Origin of the sequence: Methanoculleus sp. MH98A, from assembly GCF_000691865.1 — an archaeon.
Classification (GTDB): Archaea; Halobacteriota; Methanomicrobia; order Methanomicrobiales; family Methanoculleaceae; genus Methanoculleus.
On record NZ_JMIO01000011.1, the window covers coordinates 1 to 15,241 of the forward strand.

The following is a 15,241-nucleotide window of genomic DNA, read 5'->3' on the forward strand; positions in this document are numbered from 1 at the left end:
TCCCCTGTCCCCACCCCCCTGCGTGGCGATATCCAGTGGAAATCCGTGGACGGGTATTTAGTGAGTCCCAATGCAGATCTGAAACTTGAGAACCGCCAGGTTTTCGTTGAACGGCCAGCGGAACGGCAGGAGTAGGAACATAGTGGACGCAGGCCGGGGATCCTGGAATCCCCTCCCTTTACTCCCCGCTCGAAGACCTCTGGTCTTCTCGAACTCCTTCCCCTGCGGGGAAGTCGTCCTTCGCACCTTAACGGTTCTCACGCTCCTGCCCTACGGGCAGTCGCGCCCATCCGCCCGCCGCGTCCACTCCCGGTATTTCCCCTGCTCGAGCATCGCGTCCAGGATAACCATCGCGAGCATGCACTCCGCAACCGGGACGACCCGCGGCGCGATGCAGGGGTCGTGCCGCCCTTCGACCGTTATCTCCCGCTCCTTCCCGGCGATATCGACGGTCCGTTGCGCCTTGCGGATCGAGGGCGTCGGCTTGACGGCAAGCCGGACGACGATATCCTGCCCGGTGCTGATTCCGCCAAGAACGCCGCCCGCATGGTTGCTCGAAAACCCTTCTGCGGTGATCGGATCGTTCATCTCGCTCCCGAAGAGCCTCGCGGCGCCGAACCCCTCGCCAAGCTCGACACCCTTCACCGCACCGATGCCCATCATCGCCCCGGCGATGGCGGCGTCGAGCTTCCCGAAAACCGGGTCCCCGAGGCCCGGCGGGCACCCGGTGGCCGTCACCTCGACGATGCCGCCCACGGAGTCGCCCGCATCCCGGGCGGCACGGATCTCCGCTTCCATCGTTTCCGGATTCGTCGCGCCGTGCACCTCGACGACCCTCCCCCGGATCGCGATGCCGCTGGGTTCGAGGCAGCGAATCGCCACCGCTCCCGCCGCGACCCGCGCAAGGGTCTCCCGGCCCGAACTCCTCCCGCCGCCGCGGTGGTCACGAAGGCCGTACTTCGCCTGCCAGGTGTAGTCCGCGTGCCCCGGCCGGAAGACGTCCCGGAGTGCGTCGTAGTCCTCCGACCGGACATCCCGGTTCCTGACGAGGAGCGCGATCGGGGCGCCGGTCGTTCGCCCCTCAAAAATTCCCGAGAGGATCTCCACCCTGTCCGCCTCCTGCCGCCCGGACGCAAGCGGGCTCTTCCCCGGCCGCCTGCGGTCGAGGTAGGGCTGGATATCCGCCTCCGTGAGGGGGACATTGGGCGGGCAGCCGTCGACGACCGCACCCACCGCCAACCCGTGGCTCTCGCCGAACGTCGTGCACCTGAAGTTTCTTCCGAACGTGTTCATGCAAGCATCTCCCGAACCAGTTCCGGCGTGACCGCAAGTCCGGTTATCAGCCGGAACTGCTCTGTTGCCTGGTGGACGAACATCTCCGTGCCGGGTATTGTCTCGCACCCGGCCTCTCTCGCCGCCCGGATAAGCGGCGTCTCCGGTGGCGTGTAGACGAGGTCAAATACGGTCGTCCCACGCTCGAGGTCGTCCGCGGCAAGCAGGCTCCGGGTGTCGGGCTCCATCCCGACCGGGGTTGCGTGTACCACTACATCGGCGTCGCCCCCTTTGAACTCTTCGAGACCGCCCCACCGGCAGTCGAAGCGTTCCGCAAGCCCCCGCGCCGCACCCGGAGCCCGGGCAAGCACCATGACGTCCATATCAAGCGTTCTGAGCGCGTAGACCGCCGCGGCCGCCGCACCCCCGGCGCCGAGCACAACCGCCCGGGCGCCCCGGCGGTGGGCAAGCGGGATCCGTACCCCCAGCCAGTCGGTGTTGTGGCCGTACATCCTTCCGCCGCACCGGACGACGGTGTTCACCGCCCCGATCGCTGTCGCGTGTTCGTCGATCTCATCGAGATGGCGCATCACGTCGGTCTTGAACGGGATGGTGACGGATAAGCCCTTCAGGGGGAGGAGGTTTGCGAGGCGGACGATGGTTCCCGCATCCGGCCACTCGAAGCGGGTGTAGTGGTAGTTCATCCCGAAGTGTTGAAAGAGCCGGTTGTAGAGGAGCGGGCTCCTGCTGTGGGCGCAGGGGTTCCCGGCGATGGCGCATACCATGAGACCCGGGTCCCGGTCGATCATAGCCCCGAGGCCCGAAAGGCCGAACCGCTCAAGGAGGGCGTCGCGCTCAGGCCTTCGCGTCTTCGCGTCTTCGCGTGCGGTCACATTCCCATATCCTTGCTCCCGGACGATCATATCCGCGACCTCCCCGGGCGTGCGCCTCCCGGTATCGATGCAGACGTCGGCCGCGCCGAGGTAGGCCTCCTTTCTCCGGAGAAGGAGCGTGCGCACCTCCTCTTCGGGGGCCAGATCGGTCAGCCCCGGCCGGTCGCTCCCGGAGATCCGCTCAACGATGACCCCGGGCGGGGCCGCTAGGAGGAAGACCCTGCCGTGCCGCCGGAGGTCGGCGACGTTTGCCGGGTCGCATACCGCCCCGCCGCCGGTGCCGATCACGCCCTCCGCCGTCCGGAGCGACGCGACGACCTCCCGCTCGAGGGCGCGGAAGTGCGCTTCCCCGTGCTGCCGGAAGATCTCCGGGATCGGCATCCCGGCCCGCTGCTCGATAAGCGCATCGGTGTCGTAGAACGGCAGCCCGAGGCGATCCGCGAGGAGCCGCCCGACCGAGGTCTTCCCGGTCCCCCGGAAGCCGGTAAGGACGACCTTCACAGCAGCCCCTCCCCGTAGAGCGCCTCCCAGAACCCGGGGAACGACTTCTCCACGCATTCGGGGTCACGGATCGCCATCCCCCCGACCGCGAGCCCGAGCACGGCAAACGCCATCGCCGTCCGGTGGTCGTCGTGCGGGTCGACGGCCACCCCGTGGAGGGGCGCGGGCGTGATCGTGAGGGAATCCTCCGTGACCTCGACCCCCGCACCCATCCGCCGGAGGGTGTCCGCCGTCACCCCGACGCGGTCGCTCTCCTTGTACTGCAGGTGCGCCGTCCCGGTGATCGTCGTCGGCGACCCTGCCGTCGCCGCCACCGCCGCGAGCGTCTGGACGGTGTCGGGGGACGAGGACATATCGATCTCGATGCCTTTGAGATCGCCCGTCCGCTCCACCGTCACTGCGTCGGTGCCGGCGGCGACGCTGCACCCCATCGCCTCGAGGGCGTCGAGGAACCGGCGGTCGCCCTGGACGGAGGTCGGGTTCAGGCCCGTGACCGCGACCCTCCCGCCGCAGACGGCCGCGACCGCGAAGAGATAGGAGGCCGAGGAGTAGTCGCCCTCGACCCGGTAATCCCTCCCCCGGTAGGCTCTACCGCTCTCCACCCGGAACCGGTCGTAGCCCTGCCGCTCGATATGTGCACCGAACCGGAGCATCACGTCCGCGGTCACGTCGAGGTAGGACCGCGAGGCCGGGGTCGCCGGGAGCGTGAGTTCCACGTCCTCCTCTGCGTAGGGCGCCGCCATCAGGATGGACGAGACGAACTGGCTGCTGATGCTTCCGTCGATCGCCGTCCTCCCGCCCCGGAGTCTGCCGGAGATGCGGATGGGGGGGTAGCCGGGCTCGCCGACGAACGCGACGTCACCCCCGAGGGCCCGGAGCGCCCCCGCAAGGGGGCCGACCGGCCGCTCGAGCATCCGCGGACTCCCCGTCAGCACTACCGGGTGCTGCGAGAGGAGCGCCGCCGAGGTGAGGAGCCTTAGCGTCGTCCCGGAGTTCCCGCAGTCGATGGTCACCTCTCCCGGTGCGGGGAAGGAGCCGCCGCAGCCGGCGACGGCGATCTCCCCCGGCAGCCACTCGAGTTGCACCCCGAGGACTTCAAGCCCCCGGGCGGTCAGTTCCGTATCGGCCGCCCGGAGCGGTCTTTCGATCCGCGTCCTTCCCGAGGCGAGCGCTCCCGCGATCAGCGCCCGGTGGGTGTAACTCTTGGAGGGCGGCGCCTCGAACTTCGCGTCGACCGGGCCGGTCTGCGACACGCGGACGATCATATCGGCACCTCCATGCGGGCGTAACACCCGAGTTCCCTGACGGTGGTCATGCTCTTGAGTTCCTCCCTTGCTTCCCGCCATCCTTCGGCGGTCTCCATGTCGATGAAGAACAGGTACTTCCCCATGCCCCGGCGGGACGGCCGCGACTCGATCCGGGTCAGGTTGATCCCGCGCCGGGCAAAGACCGCGAGGATATCGGCAAGGAGCCCGACCCGGTCGAGTTCGGGGTCGACGAGGAGGCTGCACTTCGTGGCTCCCGCGATCTCATGGGGGACGGCTGATATCTCGACGAACCGGGTGGTGTTGTCCCTGCTGTTCTGGACGTCCCGGGCGGCAATGGGAAGATCGTAGATCCGTGCCGCCGTCTCCGAGACGACGGCGCCGGCGTGCTCGTCTCTCTGCATCGCAACGGCGCTTGCCGCATTGCTGCTCGTGTGCACGACCTCCACCCCGAGACGGTCGAGGAGGACGGAGCACTGCTCGTGCGTCTGCGGGTGGGCGTAGATGACCGCGAGGCGGGCGGGGTCCCCCCGGGCCGCGAGGTGGTGCCGGACGGGCATGTAGGCCTCTCCGGTGATCGAGACATCGAACTCCATCAGTCCCTGGAGCGTCTCCCCCACGCCGCCGGCCTCCGAGTTCTCGATCGGGACGAGCCCTTTCGCTCCGCCGGCCGCCACGCGTTTGATGATGGCGCGGATCGTCGGCAGGAGTTCGATATCGTTGCCGTAGAGCCTGGCTGCGAGTTCGTGGCTGACCGTCCCGGCCGGCCCGAGTGTTGCGACGGTCATCGGCTCACCACGTGGCTGATGAGGTCGTCGGTCTCTTCCGTCGCGGCCCGGAGGTACGAGGCGTAGTGGCCGGCGTTCCGGGTAAAGAACTCCCGGAACCGTTCGGCATCCCCGGACTCGACGATCTCGCGGAGCGTCCGGACAGCCTCCTCGAACTCGGCGAGCACCTCCGGGACGGCCGGGTTCATCTGCAGGATGTCGCCGTAGAGCCCGGCGTCCTGGGCGAGGAGCCGCCCGACGAGCCCCATCTCGATCCGGTAGACAGGGCTCGTAAACCGGAGGGTCTCCGCGACGTCGGCGCCGGTCCGGCGGATGGCCTCCGCCTTTGCGAGCGTCCCGAAGTGGGTGAGCCCCTGGATCACCGCCATCATCCGGTCGTGGTCTTCCGGTGTCGAGAGGGTGATCGCCGCCCCCTGGTCGCGGAAGACGGATAAGAGTCTTTCAAGGGTCTCCGGGCTGCACCTGGCCGGGATTGCGACGATCGTCTGGCCCCGGAGCGACGCGGCGCCGGGCCCGAACATCGGGTGGAGCCCGATCACCTCCGCACGGGAGGCGAGCATCGCCCGGACGGGTTCGACCTTGAGGGAGGTGAGGTCGCAGAAGACCTGTTCACCTGAAAGGAGCGGCGCGACCTCGCGGATCACGTCGACGGTGGCGCGGATGGGGACCGAGACCATGACGACGTCCGCCGTCTCCGCGACGGCGCGGGCGGTGAGGGAGGTCTTCGTCCCCGAGACGATCGTCTCCCAGCCGGCGGCCTCGAAGACCTCCGCAAAGAACCGTCCCATCTGTCCCGTGCCGCCGATGATGCCTGCAAGCATTCCCGTCACTTCTCCAGGATCGTCTCTTTGACGGCGACGCCGAAGTGCCGCCCGCCCTCCGCGACGCTGCCGAGCACCTTATCGCCGACCGCGAGGGCGGCGACCGATACGGCCGTCCCGTCCTCCCGGACGAGCCGGATCGTCTCGGCGTTCTGGAGAACCAGGCTCACTGTCGCGTCGCCGGCCTTCGCCTCGACGAGGAGGAGCGGACGGCGCTCGATCTTCACCCTGCCGACGACCGCGTCGTGGGTAGTGCCGGTATGCTCCGCGACGAGCACCTTATCGCCCACCGCGAGGTCGGCGAGGTACGCCGTCTTTTTGCCGGGGAGGAGGGTGTAGGCGTGCACCGCCCCGGCGTTCACCCGGAACGGTCGCGGCGCCACGTAGGGGTTCTCCAGGGTCTCGGGGTGCACCATCAGGAACGCCGAGGAGGTGTTGCCGACGAGCATCCCTTCCCCGTCGGCGAGGATCGAGCAGGTGTCGACGCAGACCCTATCCCCCATCCCGACGGGAACGATCCGGGTCACCTCGAACGGGACGAGAGGAACCTCTTCGCCGGCGCCGGCAATCGTCTTCGCGACCCGCCGGATCTCCGCAGGGTCGTCGGTCGAAAGGAGGATGCCCGCCGTCCCGCGTTCGAGGACGGTCAGGGCGACCTTCGCCTCGTCGGCGTTCCCGACCGCCGCAACGATCCGGTCGGACTGCGCGACGAGGTTCTCGAGCGGGATGACCGTCCAGTCCTGTGTCCTGACGATGACGAAGCCCTCGCGGGAGAGCCGGATCGCCTGTTCTTCGGACTCTTTGTCGACGATCTCGACCTCGAAGACGTCTTTTCCGGGAAGGAGGTCGCCGTTCTCCGCGATCGTCGTCACCCGGCCGAGTTCCCGCACGCGCTCTGCGTCGTCCGTCACCAGAGCGTCGGCACCGCTCTCGATCGCGGTGGTCGCGAGATCCTTCCTCCACGGCCGGAGATCGACCCAGAAGAGTTTCATCGCTCAGTCTCCAGGGCTTCGGCCGCGCTTTTGCCCTCGTGCACCACCCGGGATATCGCGGCGATGAACCGGGCGGGGTCGTCGCGCTGGAAGGCGTTCCTGCCCATACAGACGCCTGCCGCCCCCGCATCGATCGCGTCGCGGATGGTCGTGAGCGTCTCCATATCCCCGCCCTTCTCGCCGCCGGCGATCATCACCGGCACCGAGCAGGCGGCGGTGATCCGGCGGAACGTCTCCGGATCCCCGGTGTAGTTCGTCTTGATGAGGTCGGCCCCGAGTTCTTCCGCCACCCGGACGCAGTGCCCGATCGACTGCGGCGAGGTGGGGTCGATCCCCTTGCCGCGGGGGTAGATCATGATCAGGAGCGGTATCCCCCAGCGGTTGCAGTCCCGCACCACCTCGCCCGCCGATTCGAGCATCCGTGACTCGTTGGGCGCGCCGAGGTTGATGTGGATCGAGACCGCGTCGGCGCCGAGCGCGACCGCCTCCTCCACGGTGCAGACGAGCACCTTGTCATTCGGGTCCGGGTTCATCGAGGTGCTCGCGGAAAGGTGCACGATGAGCCCGATATCCTTTCCGTGCTTCCGGTGCCCGCCTTTCACCATGCCCTTGTGGAGGACGATGGCGTTCGCCCCGCCCTCGCTCACCGCGTTGACCGTCTCGGTCATGTTGCAGAGCCCTTCGATCTGGCCCATCGTGAACCCGTGATCCATGGGGATGACCACGGCGCGGCCGGTATTTCTGTCCATTATCCGCTCAAGGCGGATCTCTTTTCCAATCATATCCATCACGTCTTCAGAATCTCAACCGCTTCTTCTGCCGACCGCCCTTCATGAATGATCAGTGCGGCGGCACGGATAAGGCGATCGGGCGCCGGGTGCTGGAAGGCGTTCCTCCCGATCGATATCCCGGCGGCACCCCCCTCCATCGCACCCTCGACCAGGTCGAGGATCGCCGCTTCGTCGGTCTTCGAGCCGCCCGCGACCACGACCGGCACCGGGCATCCTCTCGTTACTTCGCGGAACGAGTCCGCATCCCCGGTGTAGACGGTCTTGACGATATCGGCGCCGAGCTCCGCCGCCACCCGTGCGGAGAGTTTCACGCTCTCGAGGTCATGCTCGTCGCTGACCTTCCTGCCCCGCGGGTACATCATCGCGAGGAGCGGCATCCCCCACTCCATGCACGTGACCGCGACCCGGCCCAGGTCTTCGAGCATCCGTGCTTCGGAGTCGGCGCCGACGTTGATGTGCACCGATACGCCGTCGGCACCCATCTTTAAGGCGTTCGTGACGGTGTTGACGAGCACCTTGTCGTTGGGGTCGGGGCCGATGCTGGTGCTCGCCGAGAGATGCATGATGAGACCGACGTCCCGCCCGTGCCCCCTATGGCCGTGCAGCGCAAGCCCAACGTGGCCGATGACCGCGTTCGCTCCGCCCTCGGCGACCAGGTCGATGGTTCTCCCTACGTCGACCAGCCCGGGGATGGGGCCGAGCGTCACCCCGTGGTCGAGCGGCACGATGATGGTCCTGCCGGTGTTCCGATCCATAATACGTTCCAGACGAATCTCTTTTCCTCTCATAACCATAGTCCTCCCCGGATTTTGATGATGCAGTCTTTCCGGGAGTGATTAAAACTGGATAAACCAGGTAAAATAGCGATAAAACGCTGCCGCTCCAGAGTTACGGATATCGGCTGTCGAAAACTGGCAGATCGCTTCTGCACACGCGGCGGCTACTCCGTTAACCGAGATAAAAGCGGTCACCGGCGAAAAAACATCCACCACGCATTGGCTATATCGTTACGTGTTCTTGTATAAAAATATGCCGGATTTACACGCAGGAGGAGAATCCGGAGCAGGACAAGGCCCTGCGGAAAAAAGTATGCGGTTTGTCTTATTTCGGCTTTGTTGAAACCCTCTCCCGGAGGATGAATTATCTCCGGATAATCCATGTCTCACCGACGCACGCGAAGGCGCGAAGAACGCGAAGTCTGGATGGGTATTGACTGTCTCCCTTCGCGACTTCGCGGCTTCGCGTGAGACCCACATCACCCGCCTCTATCGGCAACCGAATGTTATCCAGGGGTTGTGGAAAGCATTTCAACAGGGCCCTTATTTCCGGCTCTTCTTGAACGATATGACGTCGCCGACGGTCATGGTCACCCGGCCGGGCCCGCCCGTGGAGATGCTGTCTTCAGCCGAGTCGATCAGCCTGATATTGAGTGCTTTCTCGAGTTTCTTCCGGACATCGTCTTCAGGGATGAGGTCGCCCTTCTCGATCTTTTTGACCAGAATCTCACGCTCCTTGATCGCCCGTGCAAGGTCGAGCGTGGACCACTCCTTCTCTTCCCGTGCCGCCCGGATACGGTCGGCGTAATCGTCGACGAGTTCTCCTTCCATCAGGTCAAAAACGTCCCTGGGCCTCCTCCTGGAGCCCTGTGGGGCGGCGAGTCCCGGCTTCTTCTGCGGGGCACCTCTTCGTCGCGGTTGCTGGACTTCTGTACCGTGTTTCGCACATCGAACGCAGACGCAGAGTTCTGCACCCTCGATCTGGATGGTTTTCGACGGTCCCACTATAGGAGCGCCGCATAGTTCGCACTGCATAAGTCTCGCAAACAACTTTATATTCATTTTAACCTATATAATTAATCGAGGAGACCTATGGGAGATATCGCTCGGCAGGCACCAGACAAGGATACCGGTGAAGACATCTACCAGTATCTCCTGGAACGGATTACGAACCTCGAAAACCGAAACCTGGAGCTACGCGAGCAGTTCCGCCAGATGGAGTCCGAGAAACGATACGTTGAAACCCAGAAGATCCGCTACGAGCGGGAACTCCGAAAACTCAAGAGCGAGATCGAGCAGCTCAGAAGCCCTCCTCTCGTGATCGGAACAGTTACCGACGTTATCGACAACAGCCGGGTGATTGTGAGAAGCAGTGCAGGGCCGCGATTCCTGGTCCGTACGTCCCAGCTCATCGACCCCGATCTCCTCAAACCGGGTGTGCGCTGTACGCTCAACCAGCAGTCCCTCGCCATCGTGGATGTGCTCCCCACGAGCTACGACGCGCAGATCTACGGCATGGAACTGGTGGAGTCCCCGGAGGAGACCTACGAGAATATCGGCGGCCTTGAACCGCAGATCGAGGAGATCCGGGAAGCCGTCGAGCTCCCCCTGACAAAACCGGAACTCTTCGAGAAGGTCGGCATCTCCCCGCCGAAGGGTGTTCTCCTCTACGGCCCGCCCGGCACGGGGAAGACCCTCCTCGCACGGGCGGTGGCCCACCAGACGAACGCACACTTCCTCCGCGTGGTCGGTTCGGAACTGGTGCAGAAGTACATCGGCGAAGGCGCCCGCCTGGTCCGGGAACTCTTCGATCTCGCGAAGCAGAAGGCGCCGTCGATCATCTTCATCGACGAGATCGACGCAATCGGCGCGCACCGGAACGACTCGACCACCTCCGGCGACCGGGAAGTCCAGCGGACGCTGATGCAGCTCCTCGCGGAGATGGACGGGTTCGAAAACCGGGGCGACGTCAAGATCGTCGCGGCGACGAACCGGATCGATATCCTCGATCGTGCCCTCCTCCGCCCGGGCCGGTTCGACCGGATGATTGAGATCCCGCTCCCCGACCACCAGGGGAGGCTTGCGATCTTAAAGATCCACACCCAGCACATGAACATCAGCGAGGACGTCAACCTCTCGGAAGTCTCCCGGCTCACCGAGGGCAAGAACGGCGCCGACCTCCGGGCGATATGCATGGAGGCGGGGATGTTCGCCATCAGGATGGAGCGCGATGCGGTCAACACCGACGATTTCATGAAGGCGATCGACAAGCTCTCGGTGGACTTCGACCGCCACCACTTCCACACCACCTTCGGCGAGATGTTCGCCTGAAGGATATCTTTTTTTGTTGTTAAACCTCAGCCGAATGCTCTGCCGTGAACGTCTCCCCCAGTCCCGGCAGGCGTTCCGGGGCAAGATCGCTCTTTAGAAGGCCGAAGATCAGACGATCGTGATATTCGCTCCCGGCATGCCAGTACTGCCTCTGGATACCCTCCAGGACAAAGCCGCAGCTCTCCATCACCCGCCGTGATGCCGTATTGCCGGCAACGGTGTCGCCGTTCAGCCGGTAGCCCTCGAGCACGGTGAACGCGAAGTAGACCAGAAAGGTGCAGGCCCGGGTGCCGTAGCCTCTTTTCCAGCACGCGTCGTCGAGCTGGTAGCCGATCAGAAACGATCCGGGGCTGAAGTCAACCGGAAACAGTGCACACTGCCCGACGAAGTCCCCGGTATCCTCCAGTCTTACCGTGAAGACGTGGTGATCCGGCATTCTTCCTGCCCGGAACGCCGTCCGCATCTCCTCGATCAGGGGGAGGAAATAGGATCGCGTGGCCTCATCCGTATTCGGCCCGAAAAACAGCCACCTGCAGACCGACTCCTTCGAGAGCATCCGGGATATATCGGGAAGGTCGTGCTCGGTGCAGTAGGAGAACCTCAGACCGCCGCCGGTCCAGGCGTGTTGCATATACCTGGATTCGACCTTCCCGCATATAAGAAAGAGAGTCCTGAGATAAGGAAAAAACTGCCCCGGCAGATGTGCGCGTACACCCGCTTACCCTGCCGGGTACTCCTCTTCGGCGCACCAGACCTCGAGCACCGTATCCTCAGGCTCCGTCCGGTCGGCATACGCCTCCGGCGTCGTGCCCTCGTCCATCCAGATCGTATCGACCATGTGGTCCCCGGCGATCCGGTAGAGGCAGCGGTACCTCCACGGTTCTGCGGGCATCACGTCCCGCTCGTAGATCTGCCGGGCAAGCCCGGACGAGCAGAATATGCTGTCTCCGGGCTCGAAGAGAACCTCCTCGACGTAGCGCTGGATATACCACCGCAGTTCGGAGACGAGGGCGAGCGCACTCCCGAGCGACGCCGTTCTGATCCGTATGCCGTACGCGAGCCGGTCAGGCTGATAAAAACGAAGAACGCCTCTGCTGGTCTCGGACTTGAGCAGGGTGTCGTAGAGGTCAACCCCCTCCGACTGAATGAGGAGGACGTTCATTGCATAGTTGTGGGCGCGTGAGGTCGATAAGGTTTCCTTCGATATCGCAACGGGACTTTGTCGGTGGGAATGCGGATGAGACGCCGCATCCCGGGACAATCTCACTACAGTGCCGTCAAGTTTCCGAACATTCGCACATGTGAAGTATGATGCACGGATTTCCGGTGAGTATCGCCATTGGGGAGTGCGACTGGCCGAAGGTGCGATGTTCCTCTGGAACAGAGCTGGAGCACCGTTAGGTGCGGGGGCAGGAGCATGAGCACCGTTAGGAACGACGTTCCATAGGAACGGAGTTCGAGCACCGGAGGTGCGAGGTGCGAGGGGCTGACGGGGAGTGCGATGTTCCGACAGGAACGGAGCTCGATCACCGTCAGGTGGGGAGGGGGGTCTCCCCCCTCGAAGACCTTCGGTCTTCTCATGCTCGCTGCGCTCGCACTCCCCTTTGTCCCCACCCCCCCATTGCGATAGCCACCACGGTCCAGTGTACCAGGCTATTCCATAGTTTCAGCCATTTAGTTCGTGGAAAAATCAGAAGAGGTTCAAGCGTGCTTGGGGTTCACCTGTGCATGGCTATCCAACGAACATTGCGTCTTAGGAAGTGTGAGCAAAAGCGGGACACAAGCACGTCAGGTGAGGGATCCGACGTGGAATTCGAGTACCACCACACGGCTGTGCGGTGCAAATGTGAGAAGGAAGAAGGCTCTCGAATACCCCCCTCGACAACAGAACTTCAAAATGCCCCCTTTCATACTCCGGCGGCAAATGTGGACAAAAAAAGATCGGTGGGAAAGAAAAAACCCCGTCAGAGATACATGCGGCTGTCCGGCGCCGCCGTCTCGCGCTTCACCTTCTTTATCGCCGCGAGGAAGTCTTCGCGCTCGACGGCTTCGGCGTCCCGCCGGATCGCCATCATCCCGGCCTCGCGGCAGATCGACTGCAGCTCGGCGCCGGTGGTGTCTCCGGCGAGCTCCGCAAGCGAGGCCAGGTCAACGCTCCCGGCAAGCGACATCTTCGCGGTGTGGATCTTTAAGATCTCGAGGCGTGCCCCGGCATCAGGGAGCGGAACCTCGATGATCCGGTCGAACCGGCCGGGGCGGAGGAGGGCCGGGTCAAGCATATCGATCCGGTTCGTCGCAGCCATGATCCGGATGTTGCCGCGGTTCCCGAACCCGTCCATCTCCGCGAGGAGCTGCATCAGCGTCCGCTGGACCTCGGCGCTCCCGGAGGTCCCGTCGTTCGTTCGCATGCTCCCGATCGCGTCGATCTCGTCGATGAAGACGATCGCCGGGGCGCGCTCCCGTGCAAGGACGAAGAGCTCGCGCACGAGCTGCGCGCCCTCCCCGATGTACTTGTGGACGAGTTCGCTCCCGGACATCCTGATGAACCGTGCCTGGGACTGGCGGGCAACCGCCTTTGCGATCAGGGTCTTTCCCGTGCCGGGCGGGCCGTAGAGGAGGATGCCTTTCGGGGGCTCGACGCCCACGCGCTCGTAGATCTCGGGCTTCGTGAGCGGGTACTCGACCGCTTCCCGGACCTCCTCTATCTCCTCCTTCAGGCCGCCGACCTGCTCGAACGTCACGCTCGGCTGCTCGTCGAGTTCCATGACCCTGACTCTCGCGTCGAAGATGTTGCCGATCGTCTTGACGATGGAGAGGGTGTTGTTCACCGCCACCTTCATTCCGGGTTTGAGGGTGCGGTGGAGCTTCTCGCTGACCGCGGTGACGTATTCCTGGTTGTTGCCCTGCTGCCGGAGATACACTTCGCCGTTCTCAAGTACATCGACCACAGCGGCAACAAACAGCGGCACCCGTTTTAACTGGGCGTTCTCTTTCCGGAGCTGCAGAAGCTCCTTTTCCAGCAACTCGTTCTTGAGTTTGTAATCCAGGATCTGTGCCTTCAGGTCCTGAAGCTGGAGAGTGAGCATGTCGTGCTCGCTGCCGGGAGTGCTGCCAATGGTTTCGTCCATGTCACTCATATAGTTGGATCTCCAATCACATTATAATGTGGTGGCAGTGACCATGCAAGGCAGAAGCATATCCAAAGGTCTCGGAACCGGAGAACTCCTCATTTCGTCCGAACCCATATCGTTCCTCTCGGGTGTCGACCCCGAGACCGGCATCGTCGTCGAGCACGGGCACCCGCTCGAGGGGCAATCCGTCGCCGGACGGGTGCTGGCCTTCCCGTACGGGAAGGGTTCGACGGTCGGATCCTACGTGATCTACGCGCTGAAACAGAACGGGCTCGCCCCCGCCGCGATCATCAATACGGAAACCGAACCGATCATCGCGGTCGGCGCAATCATCGCGGAGATCCCCATGGTCGACCGCCTCCCGCCGGAGTTCTCCGATCTCCCGCCCGGCACCACCGTGACGGTGAACGGCGATACGGGCGAGGTCTCCTGCGACGGGACTTCGTGAGGCGCCGTGGAAACTCATTACAAGGTCCTGGGCGTCTCCAGTGATGCCGCGCCCGACGAGATCCGGGCGGCCTACCGGAGTCTCGCGAAACAGTACCACCCGGACATAAACCACGACCCGGATGCGGGTGAGCGGTTCATCGCGATCCAGCAGGCCTACGAGACGTTGATCGACCCCGATGCCCGGGCGCGCTACGACCTCGCTCTCCGGGGCGGCGCCACAGCAGGGCCGCATGACGCATACCAGTGGTACCGTTCCGACGGGCAGACAGTCTGGACGCGGGGATTCTCATGGAACGGGCCGGCACCGGCTTCCCGGATCGGCAGGCTCGGCGTTCTGCTTTTCCTCTTCTTCGGAGGAATCCTGATCGTCTTCATGCTCATCCTGTCGCTCCTCGTTCGTGCCGTCTTTGGCGGCAAACGGCAGCAGGATTCCTAAAACCCTTTTTTGTAGGACTGTTCCCCCCTCCCCGGAGCAATCGGCACCGCAATACGGAGAATTGGGGTAGATCCGCGCCGCCCCGGTCGGATCACGGGAAACCTTATCAGGTGAAACCGCCTTCGTGCCGGATGATTATCGCGAGGTGAACGTGATGCCCATGGAGAAAGTGAAACGATACCGGTGCAAGTACTGCAACTACATCTACTCCCCGATGCGGGGCGAACCGCACCGCGGCATTCCGGCGGGTACCGAGTTTGAAGACGTGCCGGAGGACTACGTATGCCCGGTCTGCGGTGCGACCGGAAAAGGGCAGATCGGGAAGTGGGGGTTCGAGCTCTGGGAGCCGACCAAGTACGTCTGCAAGATCTGCGGCTACGTCTACGACAAAAAGCGCGGCGAACCCCTCCGCGGCTACCCGAAGGACACCGCATTCGAGGATTTGCCGGAGGATTACGTATGCCCGGTCTGCGGGATGGATCCGCAGATCTCGAAGTTCCACGGTCCGGTCGGCAAATCTCAGTTCGAGCCTATCCTGGATGTCTGAAAGGGGGGCCCGCCCGCCTCTCTCCCGGAACCGTGCCGTGCCGGCCGATATCCCGCGGGCTGCAGGGGGATCCGGTATCCGGCACGATGCCGGACTTTTGCGGCAGCACTCTTTTATGAATCCCTAACACCCATTATAACCTGAGTCAGTCCGTTCACTCAAAATCGGTCCTTTCAAATACTGGTCGGCGCATCAATGTTAGAAAACACCGGCTGCCTTCGTTGCGGGCAGCCGCCCACAGAGAATG

Annotated in this window: 16 protein-coding genes; 4 read left to right on the forward strand and 12 right to left on the reverse strand. The window is 64.0% G+C overall.

The window, feature by feature from the left end; translation table 11 throughout:
- Positions 1–270: 270 nt before the first annotated feature.
- The 9 genes from EI28_RS02090 to EI28_RS02130 all read right to left on the reverse strand — a co-directional run bounded on the left by EI28_RS02090 (position 271) and on the right by EI28_RS02130 (position 9,161).
- Positions 271–1,293 (reverse strand): chorismate synthase, encoded by a 1,023-nt coding sequence (locus EI28_RS02090; protein WP_048112249.1) that lies wholly within the window; start codon positions 1,291–1,293, stop codon positions 271–273.
- The gene (gene aroE / locus EI28_RS02095; RefSeq protein WP_082223052.1) at positions 1,290–2,666 is read right to left on the reverse strand and encodes a shikimate dehydrogenase; all 1,377 of its coding nucleotides are present in this window, start codon (positions 2,664–2,666) and stop codon (positions 1,290–1,292) included. Before aroE ends, EI28_RS02090 begins: the two co-directional genes overlap by 4 nt.
- Complete coding sequence (aroA, locus tag EI28_RS02100; protein WP_048112253.1) at positions 2,663–3,931, reverse strand: 3-phosphoshikimate 1-carboxyvinyltransferase; 1,269 nt, start codon at positions 3,929–3,931, stop codon at positions 2,663–2,665. The genes aroE and aroA overlap by 4 nt, the downstream gene beginning before the upstream one ends.
- Positions 3,928–4,719, reverse strand: a complete 792-nt coding sequence (locus EI28_RS02105) for a prephenate dehydratase domain-containing protein (protein ID WP_048112255.1) — start codon at positions 4,717–4,719, stop codon at positions 3,928–3,930. Before EI28_RS02105 ends, aroA begins: the two co-directional genes overlap by 4 nt.
- Positions 4,716–5,540 carry a prephenate dehydrogenase/arogenate dehydrogenase family protein gene (locus tag EI28_RS02110; protein WP_048112258.1) on the reverse strand — a complete coding sequence of 275 codons (825 nt, stop codon included), beginning with the start codon at positions 5,538–5,540 and terminating at the stop codon, positions 4,716–4,718. The genes EI28_RS02105 and EI28_RS02110 overlap by 4 nt, the downstream gene beginning before the upstream one ends.
- Before the next feature lie 5 nt (positions 5,541–5,545).
- On the reverse strand, positions 5,546–6,532 hold the full coding sequence (locus EI28_RS02115; RefSeq protein ID WP_048112259.1) for a 3-dehydroquinate synthase II: 987 nt from the start codon (positions 6,530–6,532) through the stop codon (positions 5,546–5,548).
- Complete coding sequence (locus EI28_RS02120) at positions 6,529–7,314, reverse strand: 2-amino-3,7-dideoxy-D-threo-hept-6-ulosonate synthase (RefSeq protein WP_048112307.1); 786 nt, start codon at positions 7,312–7,314, stop codon at positions 6,529–6,531. The genes EI28_RS02115 and EI28_RS02120 overlap by 4 nt, the downstream gene beginning before the upstream one ends.
- A 5-nt stretch (positions 7,315–7,319) precedes the next feature.
- A complete protein-coding gene (locus EI28_RS02125; protein WP_048112309.1) occupies positions 7,320–8,111 on the reverse strand; it encodes a 2-amino-3,7-dideoxy-D-threo-hept-6-ulosonate synthase in 792 nt (263 codons plus the stop codon).
- Between the two features lie 531 nt (positions 8,112–8,642).
- The gene (locus EI28_RS02130; RefSeq protein WP_369792239.1) at positions 8,643–9,161 is read right to left on the reverse strand and encodes a multiprotein bridging factor aMBF1; all 519 of its coding nucleotides are present in this window, start codon (positions 9,159–9,161) and stop codon (positions 8,643–8,645) included.
- A 30-nt stretch (positions 9,162–9,191) separates the two neighbouring features.
- Here EI28_RS02130 and EI28_RS02135 point away from each other — a divergent pair, with 30 nt between their 5' ends.
- Positions 9,192–10,430 carry a proteasome-activating nucleotidase gene (locus tag EI28_RS02135; RefSeq protein ID WP_048112263.1) on the forward strand — a complete coding sequence of 413 codons (1,239 nt, stop codon included), beginning with the start codon at positions 9,192–9,194 and terminating at the stop codon, positions 10,428–10,430.
- A 19-nt stretch (positions 10,431–10,449) separates the two neighbouring features.
- On the opposite strand, the gene EI28_RS02140 is transcribed toward EI28_RS02135, so the two are convergent.
- The 3 genes from EI28_RS02140 to EI28_RS02150 all read right to left on the reverse strand — a co-directional run bounded on the left by EI28_RS02140 (position 10,450) and on the right by EI28_RS02150 (position 13,567).
- On the reverse strand, positions 10,450–11,061 hold the full coding sequence (locus tag EI28_RS02140; protein ID WP_048112265.1) for a GNAT family N-acetyltransferase: 612 nt from the start codon (positions 11,059–11,061) through the stop codon (positions 10,450–10,452).
- Positions 11,062–11,148: 87 nt separating this feature from the next.
- Entirely contained in the window at positions 11,149–11,592 is a 444-nt protein-coding gene (locus EI28_RS02145) for a DUF5804 family protein (RefSeq protein WP_048112267.1), read from the reverse strand.
- Between the two features lie 802 nt (positions 11,593–12,394).
- The gene (locus EI28_RS02150) at positions 12,395–13,567 is read right to left on the reverse strand and encodes a proteasome-activating nucleotidase (protein ID WP_082223053.1); all 1,173 of its coding nucleotides are present in this window, start codon (positions 13,565–13,567) and stop codon (positions 12,395–12,397) included.
- A gap of 43 nt (positions 13,568–13,610) precedes the next feature.
- Here EI28_RS02150 and EI28_RS02155 point away from each other — a divergent pair, with 43 nt between their 5' ends.
- The 3 genes from EI28_RS02155 to EI28_RS02165 all read left to right on the forward strand — a co-directional run bounded on the left by EI28_RS02155 (position 13,611) and on the right by EI28_RS02165 (position 14,994).
- Complete coding sequence (locus EI28_RS02155; protein ID WP_048112271.1) at positions 13,611–14,009, forward strand: DUF126 domain-containing protein; 399 nt, start codon at positions 13,611–13,613, stop codon at positions 14,007–14,009.
- Positions 14,010–14,015: 6 nt separating this feature from the next.
- The gene (locus EI28_RS02160; protein ID WP_048112273.1) at positions 14,016–14,447 is read left to right on the forward strand and encodes a J domain-containing protein; all 432 of its coding nucleotides are present in this window, start codon (positions 14,016–14,018) and stop codon (positions 14,445–14,447) included.
- A gap of 160 nt (positions 14,448–14,607) precedes the next feature.
- The gene (locus EI28_RS02165; RefSeq protein ID WP_048112274.1) at positions 14,608–14,994 is read left to right on the forward strand and encodes a rubredoxin; all 387 of its coding nucleotides are present in this window, start codon (positions 14,608–14,610) and stop codon (positions 14,992–14,994) included.
- Positions 14,995–15,241 lie beyond the last annotated feature (247 nt).

Bases quoted from the DNA above. Each gene is read 5' to 3' on its own strand.
- EI28_RS02115 (WP_048112259.1), bottom strand. From the start codon at position 6,532: ATGAAACTCTTCTGGGTCGATCTCCGGCCGTGGAGGAAGGATCTCGCG.
- EI28_RS02165 (WP_048112274.1), top strand. From the start codon at position 14,608: ATGGAGAAAGTGAAACGATACCGGTGCAAGTACTGCAACTACATCTAC.
- aroA (WP_048112253.1), bottom strand. From the start codon at position 3,931: ATGATCGTCCGCGTGTCGCAGACCGGCCCGGTCGACGCGAAGTTCGAG.
- EI28_RS02110 (WP_048112258.1), bottom strand. From the start codon at position 5,540: ATGCTTGCAGGCATCATCGGCGGCACGGGACAGATGGGACGGTTCTTT.
- EI28_RS02105 (WP_048112255.1), bottom strand. From the start codon at position 4,719: ATGACCGTCGCAACACTCGGGCCGGCCGGGACGGTCAGCCACGAACTC.
- EI28_RS02090 (WP_048112249.1), bottom strand. From the start codon at position 1,293: ATGAACACGTTCGGAAGAAACTTCAGGTGCACGACGTTCGGCGAGAGC.
- EI28_RS02140 (WP_048112265.1), bottom strand. From the start codon at position 11,061: ATGCAACACGCCTGGACCGGCGGCGGTCTGAGGTTCTCCTACTGCACC.
- EI28_RS02155 (WP_048112271.1), top strand. From the start codon at position 13,611: ATGCAAGGCAGAAGCATATCCAAAGGTCTCGGAACCGGAGAACTCCTC.
- EI28_RS02125 (WP_048112309.1), bottom strand. From the start codon at position 8,111: ATGAGAGGAAAAGAGATTCGTCTGGAACGTATTATGGATCGGAACACC.
- EI28_RS02130 (WP_369792239.1), bottom strand. From the start codon at position 9,161: ATGAATATAAAGTTGTTTGCGAGACTTATGCAGTGCGAACTATGCGGC.
- EI28_RS02145 (WP_048112267.1), bottom strand. From the start codon at position 11,592: ATGAACGTCCTCCTCATTCAGTCGGAGGGGGTTGACCTCTACGACACC.
- EI28_RS02135 (WP_048112263.1), top strand. From the start codon at position 9,192: ATGGGAGATATCGCTCGGCAGGCACCAGACAAGGATACCGGTGAAGAC.
- EI28_RS02150 (WP_082223053.1), bottom strand. From the start codon at position 13,567: ATGAGTGACATGGACGAAACCATTGGCAGCACTCCCGGCAGCGAGCAC.
- EI28_RS02120 (WP_048112307.1), bottom strand. From the start codon at position 7,314: ATGATTGGAAAAGAGATCCGCCTTGAGCGGATAATGGACAGAAATACC.